This window comes from Massilia sp. CCM 8734, from assembly GCF_011682155.1.
Classification (GTDB): Bacteria; Pseudomonadota; Gammaproteobacteria; order Burkholderiales; family Burkholderiaceae_D; genus Telluria_A; species Telluria_A rubra.
Window position 1 is genome coordinate 175,781 of record NZ_WHJI01000006.1, and the last position, 16,703, is coordinate 192,483.

General features: G+C 66.2%; 15 protein-coding genes. 10 read left to right on the forward strand and 5 right to left on the reverse strand.

The window, feature by feature from the left end; genetic code table 11:
• Window positions 1-68 precede the first annotated feature (68 nt).
• Window positions 69-920 (reverse strand): c-type cytochrome, encoded by an 852-nt coding sequence (locus tag F2P46_RS08330; RefSeq protein WP_166887412.1) that lies wholly within the window; start codon window positions 918-920, stop codon window positions 69-71.
• A 94-nt stretch (window positions 921-1,014) separates the two neighbouring features.
• On the opposite strand from F2P46_RS08330, the gene F2P46_RS08335 reads away from it, so the two are divergent.
• The 4 genes from F2P46_RS08335 to F2P46_RS08350 are packed head-to-tail and all read left to right on the forward strand — an operon-like array spanning window position 1,015 to window position 5,181.
• Window positions 1,015-1,395: a cytochrome c family protein gene (locus F2P46_RS08335; RefSeq protein WP_368737894.1), complete on the forward strand. Its 381-nt coding sequence runs from the start codon at window positions 1,015-1,017 to the stop codon at window positions 1,393-1,395.
• A gap of 11 nt (window positions 1,396-1,406) precedes the next feature.
• Complete coding sequence (locus F2P46_RS08340; protein ID WP_368737895.1) at window positions 1,407-2,345, forward strand: c-type cytochrome; 939 nt, start codon at window positions 1,407-1,409, stop codon at window positions 2,343-2,345.
• Window positions 2,342-4,846 (forward strand): cytochrome c oxidase subunit I, encoded by a 2,505-nt coding sequence (gene ctaD / locus F2P46_RS08345; protein ID WP_166887421.1) that lies wholly within the window; start codon window positions 2,342-2,344, stop codon window positions 4,844-4,846. The genes F2P46_RS08340 and ctaD overlap by 4 nt, the downstream gene beginning before the upstream one ends.
• Window positions 4,847-4,848: 2 nt before the next feature.
• Window positions 4,849-5,181: a hypothetical protein gene (locus F2P46_RS08350; protein WP_166887423.1), complete on the forward strand. Its 333-nt coding sequence runs from the start codon at window positions 4,849-4,851 to the stop codon at window positions 5,179-5,181.
• Here the strand turns inward: F2P46_RS08350 and F2P46_RS08355 are convergent.
• Together F2P46_RS08355 and F2P46_RS08360 are read right to left on the reverse strand one after the other, a co-directional pair.
• A complete protein-coding gene (locus F2P46_RS08355) occupies window positions 5,178-6,521 on the reverse strand; it encodes a sorbosone dehydrogenase family protein (RefSeq protein WP_166887426.1) in 1,344 nt (447 codons plus the stop codon). The genes F2P46_RS08350 and F2P46_RS08355 overlap by 4 nt on opposite strands.
• A gap of 96 nt (window positions 6,522-6,617) precedes the next feature.
• The gene (locus F2P46_RS08360; RefSeq protein WP_166887429.1) at window positions 6,618-7,997 is read right to left on the reverse strand and encodes an MFS transporter; all 1,380 of its coding nucleotides are present in this window, start codon (window positions 7,995-7,997) and stop codon (window positions 6,618-6,620) included.
• 308 nt (window positions 7,998-8,305) lie between these two features.
• On the opposite strand from F2P46_RS08360, the gene F2P46_RS08365 reads away from it, so the two are divergent.
• Window positions 8,306-8,761, forward strand: coding sequence for a cache domain-containing protein (locus F2P46_RS08365; RefSeq protein ID WP_166887431.1), 456 nt, complete (start codon window positions 8,306-8,308; stop codon window positions 8,759-8,761).
• A 263-nt stretch (window positions 8,762-9,024) separates the two neighbouring features.
• On the opposite strand, the gene F2P46_RS08370 is transcribed toward F2P46_RS08365, so the two are convergent.
• Complete coding sequence (locus F2P46_RS08370; protein WP_166887434.1) at window positions 9,025-10,410, reverse strand: lysine 2,3-aminomutase; 1,386 nt, start codon at window positions 10,408-10,410, stop codon at window positions 9,025-9,027.
• Between the two features lie 279 nt (window positions 10,411-10,689).
• Between F2P46_RS08370 and F2P46_RS08375 the strand changes: the two genes are divergently transcribed.
• Together F2P46_RS08375 and F2P46_RS08380 are read left to right on the forward strand one after the other, a co-directional pair.
• Complete coding sequence (locus F2P46_RS08375) at window positions 10,690-11,145, forward strand: cache domain-containing protein (RefSeq protein WP_166887437.1); 456 nt, start codon at window positions 10,690-10,692, stop codon at window positions 11,143-11,145.
• A 58-nt stretch (window positions 11,146-11,203) separates the two neighbouring features.
• Window positions 11,204-12,919, forward strand: coding sequence for a methyl-accepting chemotaxis protein (locus tag F2P46_RS08380; protein ID WP_166887440.1), 1,716 nt, complete (start codon window positions 11,204-11,206; stop codon window positions 12,917-12,919).
• 17 nt (window positions 12,920-12,936) lie between these two features.
• Here F2P46_RS08380 and F2P46_RS08385 read toward each other — a convergent pair whose 3' ends face one another.
• The gene (locus tag F2P46_RS08385; RefSeq protein ID WP_229509162.1) at window positions 12,937-13,515 is read right to left on the reverse strand and encodes a DNA-3-methyladenine glycosylase; all 579 of its coding nucleotides are present in this window, start codon (window positions 13,513-13,515) and stop codon (window positions 12,937-12,939) included.
• Between the two features lie 281 nt (window positions 13,516-13,796).
• On the opposite strand from F2P46_RS08385, the gene F2P46_RS08390 reads away from it, so the two are divergent.
• The 3 genes from F2P46_RS08390 to F2P46_RS08400 all read left to right on the forward strand — a co-directional run bounded on the left by F2P46_RS08390 (window position 13,797) and on the right by F2P46_RS08400 (window position 16,677).
• Window positions 13,797-14,663 carry an HDOD domain-containing protein gene (locus F2P46_RS08390; protein ID WP_166887443.1) on the forward strand — a complete coding sequence of 289 codons (867 nt, stop codon included), beginning with the start codon at window positions 13,797-13,799 and terminating at the stop codon, window positions 14,661-14,663.
• Window positions 14,664-14,878: 215 nt separating this feature from the next.
• Window positions 14,879-16,066, forward strand: coding sequence for a hypothetical protein (locus F2P46_RS08395; RefSeq protein ID WP_229509163.1), 1,188 nt, complete (start codon window positions 14,879-14,881; stop codon window positions 16,064-16,066).
• 44 nt (window positions 16,067-16,110) lie between these two features.
• Complete coding sequence (locus F2P46_RS08400) at window positions 16,111-16,677, forward strand: cysteine hydrolase family protein (protein WP_166887446.1); 567 nt, start codon at window positions 16,111-16,113, stop codon at window positions 16,675-16,677.
• Window positions 16,678-16,703 lie beyond the last annotated feature (26 nt).

Consider the following 16,703-nt stretch of genomic DNA (forward strand, 5'->3'; position numbering starts at 1 on the left):
ACATTTGCAACGACGAGCGGGCGCTTTCTGGCGTGATGAGCGGGCATGATCGAAAGACTCTCAGCCTCTCAGTGCAAGGTCAGGAGATAGGCGCTGATGTCGACTGCGTCTGCTTCGCTCACGTCCTGCGCCGGCATGGCGGTGAGCGGGTCGATGGCGTGTGGATCGCGGATCCAGCGCACCAGGTTTTCCTGGGTGTTGGGCAGGTGCCCGGCGATGAAGCGGCGCTTGCCAAGGCCGGCCAGCGGCCGCCCGACATAGGTTTCGGGACCGGTCACGCCGGGCACCACGTGGCAGGCGTTGCAGGCGTACTGGGTCAGCGCGACGCGCCCGCGCTGCGGATTGCCCTGCCAGCGCGCCGGCAGCGCCGGTGCGGCGGCCGCCGGCGCGGACGGCGCGCTCATGGCGGCATACGCGGGCGGCGCCAGTTCCGGCAGCTTGACCATGAAGGCCACCAGCGACCAGATATCGTCGTCGGCCAGGTGATATTCCCAGGCCGGCATGCCGCTCATCTTGATGCCGTTTTTGGTAATCCAGTACAGCTGCGCCGGCTGCCAGCGGCGCGCCGCGTCGACCAGCGGGCCAGGCACCGGCTGCATGCTCTTGCCGAAGTCCTGTTGCGCCACGCCGGGCGCGCCGTGGCATTGCACGCAGTGGTCGCGGTACACCAGCGCGCCCCGGGCGATACGGGCGGCGCTGTCGAGCTTCGGCGACGCCACGGCGCGCGCGTGGAAGCGCACCGAGTCGCGCATGCCCTGCTCGAGCAGGGTGTGGACGAACTGGAAATGCTGGTCGGTCGAAGCTACGTTATACCAGCCGCTTTTGAGCACCAGCGCGGCGCCGATGGCCGCTGTCACGGCGGCGGCGGCGAGGGTGGCGGCAGCGGTTTTCAGGATCAGGCGGACACGGTTGGAAGGCATGGTCGGGCACCGCCGGGAGGCGCGTTCTGTTGAAAAAATGATAGCAATTTTTCTTGTATTATATCGATCCAAATCGCTTTCGCAGGATCGTAACGTGCGCGTGTTTCCCCTTCCGATCGCCGTGGCGGCCGTGCTGTGCGCGGCGCTGGCAGGCTGCGACAAGCACGCCGGACCCGCGCCCCTGGCGGTGGCCGGCGGCGACGCGGTGCTGGGCAAGCGCCTGATGGAGCAGTACCAGTGCGGCGCCTGCCACGCCATTCCCGGCGTGGGCGCGGCCACCGGCAGCGCCGGCCCGCCGCTCGACAAATTCGGCCGCCGCAGCTACATCGCCGGACGCATTCCCAATTTGCCAGGGTCGCTGGCCGACTGGCTGGTCGATCCTCCCGCCATGAAACCCGGCACCACGATGCCCAACGTCGGCGTATCGAAAGCCGAAGCGCGCCACATGGCGGCCTACCTGTACACCTTGCGATGAAGGGGACATCCGTGCAAGCCGCGCTGCCGCCTGTGCTGCAATCCGTGCTGCACCCCGCCGGCCCCGACGCGGCCATCATCAGCCAGTTCGCGTGGGTGCTGTTCGGCGGCGGCGCGCTGGTGTTCGCGCTGGTGATGGCGCTCACCGCGCTGGGCCTCGGGCGGCGCGCGCGCACGGTGCGGCCGATGGCGTGGATCGCCGGCGCCGGCGTGGCCTTTCCGGTGGCGGTGCTGAGCGTGCTGCTGGCGTGGAGCACCTGGCGCAGCGGCCAGATGGCGGCCCAGACCTCGCAGCACGCAACGCGGATCGCGGTCGGCGCCAACATGTGGTGGTGGGAGGTGCGCTACCCCGATCCGGCCGGCGGCGCGGACATCGTCAGCGCCAATGAAATCCATATTCCCACGGGGACCCCGGTGTACCTGGGCTTGAGCTCCGGCGACGTGATTCACAGCCTGTGGGTGCCGGCGCTGGGCGGCAAGATGGACATGGTGCCGGGGCGCGTTACCGGATTGACCCTGCAGGCGGATCAAGCGGGCGTCTATCGCGGCCAGTGCGCCGAATACTGCGGCGAGCAGCACGCGCGCATGGCGCTGCACGTGATCGCCCATACGCCGGCCGATTACGCGGCCTGGCTGGCGCGCCAGGCCAGGCCGGCCGCCGCGCCCGCCAACGCGCTGCTCGCACGCGGACGGCAAGCCTTCATCGACCAGCGCTGCGTGGCCTGCCACACCATTCGCGGCGTGAGCGAGGTAACACGCATGGGACCGGACCTGACCCACGTCGGTGGACGCCTGCATATCGCCGCCGGCGCGCTGCGCACCCATCGCGGCACCCTGGCCGGCTGGATCGCCGACCCGCAAAGCATCAAGCCGGGCGCGCGCATGCCGCCGGCCGGCATGGACGGCGATACCCTCAACGCGCTGGCCGCCTACCTGGAACAGCTCAAATGACCGGCACCGCACTTCCCAACACGCTGCCGCGCCCTCCCGGCGAACTCGAACGCCTGCAAGCGGCGTGGAAGACGCCGACCGGCTGGCGCTATCTGACCACCGTCAACAACACCAATATCGGCCTGCTGTACATCGGCACCTCGCTGCTGTTCTTCCTGCTGGCCGGCGTACTTGGCCTGATGATGCGCATGCAGCTGGCAATCCCCGAAAACACCTTTTTGAGTGCCTCGACCTATAACCAGGTATTCACCATGCACGGCACGGTGATGATGTTCCTGTTCGCCATTCCCGTGGTCGAAGCGATCGCGGTCTACCTGCTGCCCAATATGCTGGGCGCGCGCGACCTGCCCTTCCCGCGCCTGTCGGCGTATGCCTTCTGGGCCTACGCCATCGGCGGGCTGGCGTTTTTCTGCACCCTGTTCGTCGGACTGGCGCCCGACGGCGGCTGGTTCATGTATCCGCCGCTGACCGGCAAGGCCTATTCGCCCGGCCTGAACGCCGACTTCTGGCTGCTCGGGATCGGCTTCATCGAAATCTCGGCCATCGCCGGGGCGATCGAACTGATCGTCGGCATCCTGTTCACGCGCGCGCCCGGCATGACCCTGGGCCGCATGCCGGTCTACGCATGGGCCATGCTGGTGGTCGGCGTGATGATCGTGTTCGCCTTCCCGGCCATCATCGCCGGCACCGCGCTGCTCGAACTCGAACGCGCCTACGACTGGCCGTTCTTCATTGCCGACCGGGGCGGCGACCCGATCCTGTGGCAGCACCTGTTCTGGTTCTTCGGCCATCCCGAGGTGTACATCATCTTCCTGCCGGCCGCCGGCATGGTCTCGACCATGATCCCAAGCATTGCCGGCGTGCCGCTGGTGGGACGGCGCGCGATCATCGTGGCGCTGGTGGCGGTGGGCTTTTTCAGCTTTGCGCTGTGGGCCCACCACATGTTCACGGCCGGCCTGGGCGTGATGAAAATGAGCTTCGTGTCGGCCGCCAGCATGGCCGTCGCGGTGCCGACCGCGATCCAGGTGTTCGCCTGGATCGCCACCATGTGGCGCGGGCGCGTGAGCATGACGGCGCCGGCGCTGTTCCTGCTCGGGTTCATGTTCATTTTTGTGCTCGGCGGACTGACCGGCGTGATGGTCGCCGTGCTGCCGTTCGACTGGCAGGTGCACGACACCTACTTCATCGTCGCCCACCTGCACTACGTGCTCATTGGCGGCATGCTGTTTCCGGTGTTCGCGGCGCTGTATTACTGGATCCCGCTGATCAACGGCAACCAGCTCTCGGAGCACCTGGCGCGCTGGGTGTTCGCCCTGATGTTCGGCGGCTTCAACGTGGCCTTCTTCCCGATGCATGTCACCGGCCTCCTGGGCATGCCGCGCCGGGTGTACACCTACAATAGCGAAATGGGCTGGGATGGACTGAACATGCTCTCGAGCGTGGGCGCCTTTGTCTTCGCCTTCGGGGTGCTGCTGTTCCTGTTCGACCTGGCGCGCAGCCTGCGCATGGCCGACAAAGAGGTCGGCAACCCGTGGAACGCGGCCACGCTCGAATGGCTGCCGTCGCAAGACTACGGCAACCGCAGCATCGCGCGCATCAACTCGAGCGATCCGCTGTGGGAGCAGCCAAGCCTGGCGCGCGAGGTCGCGGCGGGCCAGCACTACCTGCCGGGCAGCGTCAGCGGGCGGCGCGAGACCATCGCCACCAGCGCGCTCGGCGCCGTGCCGCGCTACCTGATGATCCTGCCCGGCGACAGCTGGTGGCCGTTGATCGCCGCCGCCGGCACGGCGGGCTTTTTCCTGCTGCTGACGGTCAAACTCACCTGGACCGCGTGGGCTTGCGGCATCGCGGCCATTGTCGGCATTGTGGCGTGGCTGTGGCAGTCGGACCGCCCGCCGCCGCTGGCGCATGCCAGGGTGGGCGCGGACCTGACCCTGCCGGTGGGCGCGCGCGGCACGGCCTCGCACTCATGGTGGGCGACCCTGATCATGCTGGTGGTCGATGCGACCATCTTCGCGTCCTTCGTGTTCGCCTACATTCATATTTCGATGCGCCTGACCGTGTGCCCGCCGCCGCAGGCCGCGCTGGCCGCGCCTTTGTGGCCGCTGCTGTCCTGCGCCCTGCTGGTCGCCAGTTCCGCGCTGGTCTGGCTGGCCGGCCGCGCGCTGGAGCGGCGCCGCCTGGCGCCGCTGGTGCTGGCGGCGCTGGTGTGCATGCTGGCCGCCTTTGCGTGCGACTTCAACGGGCAGCGCCTGGCGGGGCTGGAGCCGACCGCGCAGGCCTGGAGCGCGACCGTGGCGACCCTGCTCGCCTACCAGGGGCTGCATGTGATCACGCTGGTGCTGGCGGCGCTGTACTTGTGCGCGCGCGCGTGGCGCGGGATTCTCACCAGCGCCAGCCGGGCGACCCTGGATAACACGGCGCTGATGTGGCATTACACCAGCCTGCAGGGCATCGCCGCCGCAGCGGCGATCCACCTGGTGCCATGGGTGATGAACTGATGATGCGCGAACGTCTTTTTAGCAAACTGCTGCACGCCTGCGCGCCGCTGCTGGTGTGGGCGCTGCATTTTTTCTTTTGCTATCTGTGGGTGGCGGCGCTGTGCGCGCCGGGGCTGATCGATGGCGAGGCGCCGCGACGGGCGGTGGTGGGACTGGTGTCGGCGCTGGCGCTGGGGCTGTGCTTGTGGCTGGCGTGGCGCGCGCGCCATGTGCTGGCCAAGGCGTCGGAGGCGACGCGCTTGTCGGACTGGGCCAGCGCTGGCAGTGCGGTGCTGGCCGTCGCCGGCGTGGCCTGGACCAGCCTGCCGGCCTTGATGCTCGATGGTTGCGGCTAGTTGGCCGCGACCGGCGCGCTCGCCACCGCCGGCGTCACCCGCCAGACCACATTACCCACATCGTCGGCCACCAGCAGCGCGCCGGCCTTGTCGACCGCCACCCCAACCGGGCGCCCGTAGGCGTCGCCCGCCTCGTTCACAAACCCGGTCAGGATCTCGATCGGTTTGCCTTTCGGTACACCCTTTTCAAACGGCACGAACACCACGTTATATCCGCTCAGCGGCTCGCGATTCCACGAGCCGTGCTGGCCGATGAACGCGCCGCCCGCGTACTGCGCCGGGAACAGGCTACCCTCATAGAACACCATGCCCAGCGGCGCCACATGGCTGCCCAGCGCGTAGTCGGGCGCGATCGCCTTGGCCACCAGCTCCGGCTTGGGCGGCTTGACCCGCTCGTCGACATGCTTGCCGTAATAGCTGTACGGCCAGCCGTAAAAGCCGCCCTCCTTCACCGAGGTCAGGTAATCGGGCACCAAATCGCTGCCCAGCTCGTCTCGTTCATTGACCACCGTCCACAAAGCGCCGCTCTGCGGCTGCCAGCCCATGCCATTCGGATTGCGCAGGCCCGAGGCGAACAGGCGCGTGGACTTGCTGGCCAGGTCGACTTCGAGGATCGCGGCGCGGTTGACCTCGTTCTCCATGCCATTTTCGGCCACATTGCTGTTCGACCCGACCGTCGCGTACAGCTTGCCGCCATCCTTGCTGGCGATAATGTTCTTGGTCCAGTGATGGTTGATCGGCCCGCCCGGCAAGGCGGCCACCGTCTCGGGCGCGGCGCCGATCGCCGTTTCGCCGCTGCGGTACGGGAACTTCACGATGGCGTCGGCATTGGCGATGTACAGCACGTCGCCGACCAGCGCCATGCCGAACGGCGAATTGAGGCCCTTGAGAAATTCGGTGCGCACTTCGGCCACGCCGTCGCCATCAAGGTCGCGCAGCAGGGTGATGCGGTTGGCGCTGGGCACGCCGGCGCCGGCCTTGGCCATCACCTTTTTCATCACGAAGCCCTTGATACCCTTGCCATCTTCGGGCTTGGGCGGGGCATTGGTCTCGGCCACCAGCACGTCGCCATTGGGCAACACGTACAGCCAGCGCGGATGGTCCAGCCCGCTGGCCAGGGCCTTGACGGCCATGCCGCTCGCGGCGCGCGGGGTCACGCCCGCCGGCCAGCTTTTGGCGGGCGCGATATTGACAGTCGGGATGAGGGTCTTGTTCGGCGCGGCAATGAGCGGGGCCGGGCCGACATCGGCGCTGGCCGGCAAGGTGGACTTGTCGCCGCAGGCCGCAAGGCCCAGCAGCATGCCGCCTGCGAGCAGGCGAACGGACGGATGGTCGCGCATGGGAAAATCTCCTTGGATTGGACGGGAAGCGGTCCCGGCGATTTTAGTCGAATCGTCCAATCCCGCTCGCCCGTTAGGCCAGCGCGCATGCGCCGCTCAGGCGGGCTTGGCGAAATCCTCTTCGGCAACCAGGAGCGGCGCCATGCGGCTGGCCGAGCGCCGCCCCAGCGCGTACATCACCAGGCCCGGCAGTTGCACCAGCACCAGCACGCCGAACCCGACCCGGTAGGCGATGGCCGGATAGTGGCCGAGCGCATCCGGCGCCCACAAGCCGATCAGCTGGCCGAAGCCGGCCTGCACCAGGAAGGCGCCGATGAAGATCAGCATGTTCAGGCAGGACGAGGCCGGGCCGGCCAGCTCGCGCGGCAGGCTTTGCTGCACGATCGTATATTCGATGCCGGTGATGGTGCCCACCAGCGTGAACAACACCGCCAGTTGCGGGAACGTCGGCGCATGGTTGAGCACAATCGCGCACTGCACCAGCACGAAGCCGGCCACCCCGATCGCGGCCACGTCGAGCGGGGCGATCCCGCGCCGCTTGGCCCATTCGGTAATCATCCCCACCGCAATGGCGCCGAAGATGACGGCGGCCATGCTCAGGTATAACAGGTAGGCCACGGTACCCTCGGAAAAGCGGGCGACGTCGGACAGCCAGCGGCCGATCCACAGTCCCTGTATGCCCCAATAAATGGTGTGCGACAGGAGCACCAGCATGATGGTCTTGCGAAAAGCGCGGTTGCGCCACACCTCGAGCAGCGCGCGCGCGCTCGGCGCCTTGGTCGGCGGGGCGCCGCCCTGGCGCGGCCTGACCAGCCAGGCGAACAGGGCGATCGCGGCGGTCAGCGCGGCCAGCCCGATGAACAGGCCGCGCCAGTCGGTCACTTCGAGCACGCGGCGCAGCGGCAGGGTGGCGGACGCCGAGCCCAGGCCGCCGAAGGCGATCAGGAAGCCGACCGACGATGGCAGGCGTTCCGCCACCACCCCGGCCGAGATGGCCTTCACAGCCACCATCATGGTGCCGCCGACGCCAAAGCCGATCACGGCGCGGGCCAACACCAGTTGGGTCAGGGTTTCTCCGTAAGAAAACATGAGGGCGCCCAAGGCCGCCAGCAGCAGCATCGCCAGTTGCACCTTGTGGGGGCCGTGGCGCTCAAGGGCATAGGCGGTGGGGAGCTGGGCCAGGACCACGGAAAAGAAGAAGGTGCTGGTGAGCAGGCCCAGCTGGCCGGGATTGAGCGACAAGGACGCGACCAGGTCCGGCACCAGCACCGCATTCACGTTGCGCAGCAGCGCATGCATGTATTGACCGAGTGCGAACGGCAGGAACACGGTGAAAAACAGGGCGGCACGCGGTTGCCACGCGGTTTTCGGTGCGCCGCCGGCAGCACGCTCCACGTCCGGCACCGGCTTGTCGGTCGGGCGCGCGTGCGCGTCCGTGGCGCGCACGAATGTGCTGTGGATGATGTCAGTGCGCATTGCGGACTCCGGTAAACGGTGAAAAGGATGCTGGGTCGCCGTCAAAGATTCTTACCTACAAAATTGCCGGCAGGAATTAATAGTAAAAGCCTGCGCCAGGCCCGGATTGTGGTGCGTCAACTGAGTCCAAAAAACTTCCCGCAGAGCATCAATCCCCCATAGACATAGCTAGTGTTGCAGTGCGGCCGCACCGGCCCGACGACTGGCAAGCGCTTGAGGTAGCGCAACTTGCGTCGCGCACGCGGGCGTACATTGGAAATGCGTCGAAGCAACATTTACTCAATGAATTTTTATACAAGGAAGTCGCCATGAAAATGCTGTTCACCGTTGCCACCCTGGGCCTGGCCATTGCGGCGGGTCATGCCTGCGCTGCCGAACCGGCCGAAAAAGATGCCATCGCCCTGGTCGAGAAAGGCGCTGCCCTGGTCAAGTCGGATGGCAAGGCCGAGATGATCAAGCGCATCAACGCCAAGGACCCCTCGTTTGTGCAAAGCGCGATCTATCTCTATATGTCGGATGCCAAGACGGGCGTGATCCTGGCGCACCCGATGAACCCGGCGCTGGTGGGCAAGGACTTGATCGACGTGCCCGACACCAACGGCAAGCCCTTCCGGCGCCAGGGCGTCGAGATGGTGGCCAAGCAAGGCAAGGGCTGGATCGACTACACCTACAAGAACCCCGCCTCCGGCAAGATCGAGCCGAAGACGACCTATCTGATGCGCGTCGACGACGTCATCCTGCAAGCCGGCATCTACAAGAAGTAATCACAAGACAGCGATCGCAGGACGCGCGCGCCACGGCGCCGTGTCCGGCCCGATGCCGGCGAGCGGCCTGCCCGCGCCGGCCGGCAAGCCGCAGTTCATACGACACCCTGGTTTCTTGCCGCCGCAACTGGCGGCAGCGGTGGCGGCGATCCGCCCGCTTGACCGGGTGTCGCGCCCTGGCCGGGAACATCCCCAACACCCCACCGCCCAACTCGCCTCGTACGCCGTGCGGCCGCCCCCATGGCGGCGGCGTTGGCGTGCGTTTACTGGCTGCAACGACCGGCGTCGGTGCGCTGCGTCGACGTGATCGGAATCACCTTGCCGGCTGGCGCCGGCGCGGCGCGATCGTCCTCGCTTTCGAAGAAGAACTTGCTCTTGCCAAAAGCCGGCACCAGGTGATCCATCCAGGTCGCCTTGTCATCGTACTTGGCAAAGAAAGGTTTGCGCACCCAGTCAGGATTGCGCGCCTGCAAAAATTGCAACGCGAACAGTTTCTCGCCATTGATGGTGACCACGCCATCGATCACGATCTTGCCGGGGAATGCGCTCATGGACGGCCCGCGCACCGTGCGCGAGAGCCCCGACACCATCTGGAACGCCGCCTGGAAGATGTCGTGGGCGCGCGCCAGCGGCAGCGAAAAATACTCGCTCGGCCCGGTATCGCGCTCGACGAACATATAGTACGGAATCGCGCCCAGGCGCACGCCGGTGGTCCACAGCTCGGCCCAGCTGGCGGGGTCGTCGTTGATGTGGCGGATCAGCGGACCTTGCATGCGCAGGGTGGCGCCGGTCGACACAATGCGCTTGACCGCCTTTTGCGCCATCTCGTTGCGCAGTTCGACCGCGTGGCTGTAGTGGCCCATGATGGCCAGGTTCTTGCCGGCGGCGACCACTTTTTCGAACAGGCGCATCAGGTCGTCGGCATCGCGGTCGCTGACGAAACGCTGCGGCCAGTAGGCCACCGCCTTGGTGCCGATGCGGATGTTCTGGATATGCGCCAGCGCGGGCACCAGCAGCGATTCGAGGAACACGGCCAGCGAACGGGTATTCATGATCATCGGGTCGCCCCCGGTGATGAGCACGTCGGTGACCTCGCGCCGGCTTGCCAGGTAGGCCACCAGTTCGGTCGTTTCGCGCGCATCGAACTTCATGTCGTCCATGCCGACGAACTGCGGCCAGCGGAAGCAAAAGGTGCAGTAGGCGTGGCAGGTCTGGCCCGCGCTGGGAAAAAACAACACCGTTTCCTTGTACTTGTGCTGGAGGCCGCGCAAGGGAGCGTCGTTGACGCGCGGCACGTTATGGGTCATCTGGCCGGCCGGATGCGGGTTCATGCGCATGCGGATCGCGTGTACCAGCTGGTTGATGGCCGCCTCATCCTTCTTGAACAGCATCAGCTCGCGCAGCCGGGCGTACTCCTGGGGCTTCAGCATGTCGCGGTGTGGAAACACAAGGCGGTAGATCGGATCGTCCGGAATATTGCTCCAGTCGATCAGTTGGTCCATCACGTATTCATTGGTGCGAAACGGCAGCACGCGCGCGACCACTTGCACCGCCTCCTGCAGCTCGGGCGACATGAATTGCCACTGGCGCGCCTGGGCGATCGACTGGCGCGTGTAGGGCTTGAATGTGGGTAGCGGGGAATCGGTCACGGCGGAGCTCCAGGAGAAAGTCGGAAGGAAATGCCATCAGCGCTTTCCCAAAAGGAATGGCAGGCAGGAAGCCATCATATGCTTGCATTTTGGAATTAAATTGTCGTGGATCAAGATGAGAGATCGTCTCTGCGGCGGGGCGCTGGCGGCGCGGCCGAGTGTGGCGTGTACGCATCCTTTACCCCGACTTTGACATGGCGCAATCGACGCCATGAGGGACGGCATAAATTACGTAATGTACCCAAGCAACAATAGCCCCGCGTTCCCGAAAGGACCTATATGAAACTGCTGATGAGTGCCGCCGCCGTGTGCCTCGCCTTCACTGCCGGCCAGGCCTGCGCCAACGCCCCCACCGACAAGGACGCCATCGCCATGGTCGAGCGCGGCGCCGCGCTGATCATGGCCAAGGGCAAGGATGAATTGGTGAAAAAAATCAACGCCAAGGACAAGGACTTCGTCCGGGGCGAACTGTATCTGGACATGCGCGACCTGCAAACCGGGATCGTGCTGGCGCACCCGATCAACCCCTCGATCGTCGGCAAGGACCTGATCGACGTGCCCGACGCCAGCGGCAAGAAATACCGCCGCGACATCATCAACCTGGGCCAGTCCAAGGGCAAGGGCTGGATCGACTACCTGTACAAAAACCCCACCAACGGCAAGATCGAGCCGAAATCCACCTACATCCAGCGCGTCGATGACGTGATCCTGGAAGCGGGTATCTATAAAAACTGAAGCGTCTGGAATGCGGGCGGCGCCTGCCGTTCGCTGAACGTTCTGTCGGGAGTAAGGCATGCTGAACAAACTGCGTATTGGGCCCAAGCTGTTGCTGGCCCCCGGGCTGGTACTGATCTTGCTAATGCTGGTGGCCGCCGGCGCCTGGTACGGCATGGTGCGCCAGAACGATTCACTGGAAAAAATGGTGCAGGTGCACGCCACGCGCCAGAAAGCGGCGGCCGACGTGGCCGGCGACACCAAGCACGCGCACGCCAACATCTATCAATTGCTGGCCTGGATCAACGGCAGCTTCGCCCAGTCGCGCGTCGATGCGCTCGCGAAGGACATCGGCAAGAAGCACGGCGCCATCGCCGCCCAGTTGGGCGCGTTGGCGCGCATGGCGCACCCGTCCGAGAAGAAACTGATCGACGCTTCCACGGCGGCGCTGGGCGCCTACCGCAAGGGCGTGCTCGAGACCATCGAAATGGCGCAGATGGACCAGTCGATCGCCACCAACTCGATGCAAAAGGCGGAAAAGGAATTCGTCGCCTTAAGCGCGGCCCTGGACCAGCTGGCCAACGTGGAAAAGCAGTTGGGCGAGCGCGCCTATGCCGACGCGCGCGCAGAATTTCGCGCGCTGGTGGGGGCGATGGGGGCGCTGGTGCTGCTCTCGATCGGCCTGTCGCTGCTGGCCACGATGCTGGTGCGGCGCGCCATGCTGACCGACATCCGCGCCATTGCCGGGGTGGTGGGCGCGCTCTCGGACGGGCGCCTGACGGTCGGCGCGCCCAACCGCGGCCGCGACGAAATCGCCGACACCTCGCGCGCGCTGGACCAGACCATCGGCACCCTGAACCAGACCTTGCGTGCGGTCCTGTGCTCGGTGCGCTCGATCGACACCGCCTCGCACGAAATCGCCACCGGCAACATGGACCTGTCGAACCGCACCGAAATGCAGGCCGGCTCGCTAGAACAAACCGCCAGCGCGATGGAAACCCTGACCCTGGCGGTGAAAGAAAACGCCAGCAACGCGCGCCGCGCCAACGAGCTGGCGGCCAGCGCCGCCACCCTGGCCGCCAGCGGCGGCAAAGCGGTGGACCGGGCGGTGACGAGCATGGCCCAGATCAAGGCCAGCTCGGCCAAGATGGTCGACATCATCGGCGTGATCGACGCCATTTCGTTCCAGACCAATATATTGGCGTTGAACGCGGCGGTGGAAGCGGCGCGCGCCGGCGAACAGGGGCGCGGTTTCGCGGTCGTGGCGTCCGAAGTACGCACCCTGGCGCAGCGCTCGGCGACGGCGGCCAAGGAAATCAAGGGCCTGATCGCCGAGTCGGTCGCCATCATCGACGGCGGCGGCGCCTCGGTCAACGAAGCGGGCAGCAGCATGGGCGAGATCGTGGCCTCGGTCAGGCAAGTCAACGAGATCATCGAGCGCATCAGCCTTGCCAGTTCCGAGCAGGCCGACGGCATCGCCGAAGTGAATATGGCGGTCGGCCAGATGGATGCCATGACCCAGCAGAACGCGGCGCTGGTCGAGCAGGCGGCGGCGGCGGCCGAAAGCCTGCACGAGCAGACGGTGAACCTGTCGCAGGCGGTATCGGTGTTCCAGATCGATACCGATGGCGATGACGAAACGGGATCGGGCGCCCACGCCGGGCTGCACGGCGACTTGGACGCCGCCTACCGCGAACCGGCCGAGCGGCGCGCGGCGGCCAGCCGGATGCGGGCGGTGGGTGCGCGCGGGCTGTCGCCGGCGGCGCGCGCGGCGGCCGGATGGCGCGCCGTGTAAAGCGCTGGCGCAGAGTCCTAGCGAAAAGGCCGGCTCACGAAGCGCGACCCGGCCAGGCCGAAGCGCCAGGGCACGTCCATGGCCTTGGAAATGCCGATGCGCGGCCCGGCCACCACCACGGCCGGCGTGGCGGGGGCGAGCAGCGCGAACGGCGGCGCGTCCAGCGCCAGCGCGTCATGCGAGCGGGTCACGCCCAGCGCCTGGCACAGCTTGCCGGGGCCGGAGCACAGCTGGCGCACATCGTCCACGCCGCGCCGCTCGCGCATCAGCTCGATGCCGTCGAGCGGCTCGATGGCGCGGATCAGCACCCCGGCGCCGTGGCCCTCCTCGCGGCAGACGAAGTTCAGGCACCAGTGGATGCCGTAGGAGCGGTACACATAGGCGTGCCCCGGCGGGCCGAACATGGCCAGGTTGCGTTCGCTGGGACCGGAAAAGCTGTGCGAAGCCGGATCATCGCGGTCATAGGCTTCGGTTTCCACGATGCGCCCACCCACGCCATCGACCAGCAGCGCCACGCCGACCAGCCGGAGCGCCACCTCGTGCGACGGCGCGCCAAAATCGATACCCGCCAACTGCCTTGTTGTCTGCATTTTCATAGGAAACAATTCTACTAAACTCCCCCGGTGTCAGGTCTGACATTCGGACACGGGCTCGTCACTGATAATGCTGAGCTCGTGTCCGAATGTCAGACCTGACACCGGGGGTTGGGGGGGGGTTTGAGGCAAACCAGCCATTTTGGCCAGGCCATGTGTGACGGCGGGCCAACACTGAAGAAAGATTCTTTTTTGATTGAGACAAGATGCGCCGCTGCGAGGCAGACTGGTTTATAGTGACGCATTGCAAGAGATTCCGCACGGAAACTAATCTTCGATATCATATGAGCAACTCAGCCCTAGCCACCACTGCCGACGACCCGGTCGATGCCCTGATCAAGTCGATCCGGATACCGCCACGTCCGAGCCTGTTGGCCGACCTGCAGCGCGAACTGATGTCGGAAGATCCGTCGCCGGCCACCATCGGACGCATTATCGCCAGCGATGTCGGCATGTCCGGGGCGCTGCTCAAACTGGCCAATTCCTCCTTTTACGGCGGCAAGCGCAAGGCCAAGTCGATCGAGCAGGCGATTCTTTTCCTGGGGATCAACCAGGTCGCGGCTCTGATGACGGGCCTGCTGGCACGCCGCAGCATCGGCACCGACCACGCCTCGCTGGCCAGTTTCTGGGACCTGTCGACCCGGCGCGCCCAGGCCATGGTGTACCTGTCGCGCCGCTTGCGCATCGGCGAAGCCGACGTGGCGCACACCTTCGGCCTGTTCTGCGACACCGGCGTGCCGCTGCTGATGCAGCGTTTTCCCGCCTACGCCTCGACCTTCGCCGAAGCGGCCAACGACCCGCTGCGCCCCTTCACCGCGCTCGAAGATGAACGCCACAGCACCAACCACGCCGCCATCGGCTGCCTGCTGGCGCGCAACTGGGGCCTGTCGAGCGAAGTGGCCTGGGCCATCCTGCACCACCAGGATTACAGCGTGCTTGAAGACGAGGCCACCGACGACGCCGTGCGCGCCCTGGTGGCGCTGTCGCTGCTGGCCGAAAGCGCCATCCAGCAGTACCAGGGCCACGGCGGCTCGCTCGAATGGGACAAGGGCGGCGCCCGCGCCAGCGCGTATCTCGGCCTGTCCGACGACGACATCACCGACCTGCTCGACGAGCTGCACGACTCCTTCCACGGCGAGCACGAGGGCTAGCAGCCTGTTGGACTTGGGGAGTCGAAGCGAAAAAATGGCTGGGCGAGGCCGGATTTTGGCGATTTCGCAGTGCCAATAGCGAGCTATTGGCCGAGAAAGCGGCGAAATATAGACCGTCCCAGGTATTTTTGCAGCCGACGATCCCAAGTCCGACGGGCTGCTAGACTTTCCGCGTTGCGGCGACGATACTGAAAGTCAGACTTGAGGAGGCATCGATGCGACACCTTGCCAGCTTAGCCATCTTTACCTTGTCCCTGCTGGGCAGCGGCTGCGCCAGCGTGCGCGTGCCGCCCCCGCTGCCGCTGCCGGCGGTCTTGAGCGACGCCACCTTCACGCCGGCGCCGGCGGCGGTCGGCCCGGACCAGCTGTTCATGCTCAGTCCCGCCATGCGCGCCTATCTCGACAGCCCCGAATTCCACAGCGTGCTGCGCCGGCTCGGGCCGGAGCGCGGCCTGGTCGAGGCGCTCTACACCAAGGGCGAGCTGAAACTCGAATACGACGCCAGCGTCACCCGCAACGCCGCCGAAACGTTCGATGCGCGCATGGGCAACTGCCTGTCGCTGGTGGTCATGACGGCCGCTTTCGCCAAGCACCTGGGACTGGAAGTACAGTACCAGGACGTGATGATCGACGAAACCTGGACCCGCAGCGGCGGCCTGTATTTCGCCAGCACCCACGTCAACCTCTCGATGGGCAAGCGGCGCACGGTGCAGGCGCGCACCCTGGGCGGCGAGGAGCGCATGATCACCATCGACTTCCTGCCGCCCGAAGACAGCGCGCGCTACAACACGCACGTGATCGAAGAGCGCATGATCGAAGCGATGTTCATGAATAACCGCGCGGCCGAAGCGCTGGCCGAGAACAATCTCGACCAGGCCTACTGGTGGGCGCGCGCGGCGGTGCTGCACCTGCCGACCTACTCGACGCCCTACAACACCCTGGGCGTGGTCTACCAGCGCCACGGCGACAATGCGCTGGCCGAACGCGCCTTCAAGGCCACCCTGACCCTGGAGCCCGAAAGCACGATCGCCATGCACAACCTGGTGCCGGTATTGTCGAAACTGGGCAAGGAAGCGGAGTCGAAGGCGCTGGCGGCGCGCCTGGCCACCCTGGAGCCGACCCCGCCCTACCACTACTTCCACATGGCGATGAAGGCCCTGGAAGAGCTGCGCTACGGCGAGGCGCGCGAGCTGCTCAACAAGGAAGTGCGGCGCGCGCCCTTCAACCACGAATTCCACTTCTGGCTGGCGATGACGCACTGGCGCCTGGGCGAAGCGAACGCCGCGCGCGACGAACTGGCGCTGGCGCTCGACAACAGCACCACGCACGCGGCCACCGAGCGCTATTCGGCCAAGCTGGCTTTCCTGCGCTCGCAGATCGGCAAGCGCCAGCGCGCTTATTAAGGCGCCACTATAATCGACGCTCGTCCCTTCTTCAGCGAGCCCGCATGCGCACCGACCTGCCAGCCTTGATCATCATCGACATGCAAAAAGCCATGGCCAATCCGGCCGCGGGAGAGCGTAACAACCCGCAGGCCGGCTCGCGCATCGCCGACCTGCTGGCGGCGTGGCGCGCCGTCGATGCGCCGGTGGTGCACGTGCGCCACATGTCGCGCACGCCGGGCAGCTTGTTCTGGCCCGGCCAGCCGGGCGCCGAATTCCAGGATGCGCTGCTGCCGCTGGCGCTGGAACACGTGGTTGAAAAAAACGTGCCCGATGCGTTCATCCATTCGGGCCTTGAACGCTGGCTGCGCGTGCGCGGCATCACGCGCATCGTCATGGCCGGCGTGAGCACCAACAATTCGGTCGAAGGCAGCGCGCGCAGCGCCGGCAACCTGGGCTTCGACACCACCGTGGTGGCCGACGCCTGCTTCGCCTTTGCCTGCACCGACTACGCCGGCCAAGCACGCAGCGCCGCCGACGTGCACGCGATGGCGCTGGCCAACCTGGACGGCGAATACGCCACCATAAGCGACAGCGCCGGCGTGCTGCGCGCCCTGGCCGGCACAGCATGATTTCCCGTTAGCAATTCATCAATAGG